At 72.4% G+C, this 1,725-nt stretch carries 1 protein-coding gene; it reads left to right on the forward strand.

Translation table 11 applies throughout. The features are described 5' to 3' along the window. Window positions 1–1,725: L,D-transpeptidase family protein (locus FV228_RS28820; protein WP_147857598.1), on the forward strand; the 1,725-nt coding region annotated here is incomplete at both ends.

Below are 1,725 nucleotides of genomic sequence, written 5' to 3' on the forward strand. Positions count from 1 at the left end.
GCCACGCTCGACCCGGCGGTCCTCGGCACGCCCGCGCACCCGGCCGAGCCCGCGCAAGCGGCCCCGACCGGGTCCGATCCGGTCTCGACCGCCCTGCCCGACTACAAGCCCGAGGCGCCGAAACCCGAGCCGGCTCCGGCGCCGGTCGTGACGGCACCCGTCGCGCCGGCCGATCCGCTCGGCGCCGCGATCTTCGCACGGTTCGCCGACACCGCGCCGCTGCTGCTTCGCCTCACCGGCAAGGACCGTGACGCGATGCGCGCGTTCTACGAGGCACGGGCCTACAAGCCGCTCTGGATCGCCGACGGCGGCTGGACCGAGGCTGCCAAATCGGTCTCTGCGCGCCTTGCCGCGGCTGCCGAGGACGGGCTCGACGCCCGGGCCTACACGGTCCCGAACCTTGCCGGAACGCCTGACGCGAAGGCTGTGGCCGACGCCGATCTCCGGCTCTCGGCGGCGGCTCTGCTATACGCCAAGGACGCCCGGGGCGGCCGCATCAACCTGGCTTCCATCTCCCGCCTCATCACCCCGCAGCTCGATCTGCCCGATGCCGGTGCGGTCCTGACAAAGCTGTCCGAGGCAGGCGCCAACCCTGGCGAGGCCCTCCAGGCCTACAATCCCTCGACGACCGGCTACCAGGCGCTGAAGACACGCCTTGCCACCCTGCGCGGACCGGCCCCGACCGCCGTCACGCCGTTGCGCCTGCCCCCGGGTCCGGCCCTGAAGACCGGCATGCGCGACCCGCGGGTGCCGCTGCTGCGCGCGCATTTCGGGCTCGAGACGCGCCCGGCCGGGACGCTCGACCGCGCGCCCGGCGAGCCGGAGGATTACGACGCGACGGTGGCCGACGCGGTGGCGAAGTTCCAGCGCGGCCGCGGCCTGCCAGGCAACGGCGTGCTGAACGTCCAGACCGTCCTGGCACTCGCCGATGCCGGCCGGCCGGCGCGCGCGAGCGGCAGCGAGGCCGAGCTGATCGTCAACATGGAACGCTGGCGCTGGCTGCCCGGCGACCTCGGCCCCGACTACATCCTGGTCAACATCCCGGAATACCGCCTGCGCGCCTATCGCGGCGGCAGCTTGCGCGACGAGGCCCGCGTGATCGTGGGCAAGCCGGAATCGCGCACGCCGCTGTTCTCCGGATTGATGGAATACGCGGTGGTGAATCCGTCGTGGTACGTGCCGCCCTCGATCCTGAAGACCATGGCGCCCAAGCTCGCCGGCTACGGCGGCAAGACATGGGGCGGCTACGAGGTGGTCCGCCGCGGCGGCCACGTCTCATTGCGTCAGCCGCCGGGCGAGCGCAACGCGCTCGGCTTCATCAAGTTCATGTTCCCGAACCAGCACGCGGTCTACCTGCACGACACGCCGAACCGGTCGTTGTTCTCCGCGGCCAAGCGCGATTTCAGCCATGGCTGCGTCCGCGTCGACGACCCCTTCCGCCTGGCCGACGCCGTGCTGCCGGACTGGTCCGAGGCGCGGCTCAAGAAGCTGATCGGCAAGGGCGAGCGCACGATCCGGCTGCCCGCGAAGCTGCCGGTGCATCTGGCCTACTTCACAGCCTACGTGGACGACGGCGGGACGTTCCGCACCCTCCCCGATCTCTACGGGTACGACGCGCCGATGCGCGCCGCGCTCGGCTTGCCCGGCGGCGGCGGACCGGCGATCGCCAAGCTCCCGGAGGAGAAGGCGCGCCGGAAGCCCGAGGCCGCACCCGTGGCCCAGGCC

Origin of the sequence: Methylobacterium sp. WL18 (genome assembly GCF_008040015.1) — a bacterium.
Lineage (GTDB): Bacteria > Pseudomonadota > Alphaproteobacteria > Rhizobiales > Beijerinckiaceae > Methylobacterium > Methylobacterium mesophilicum.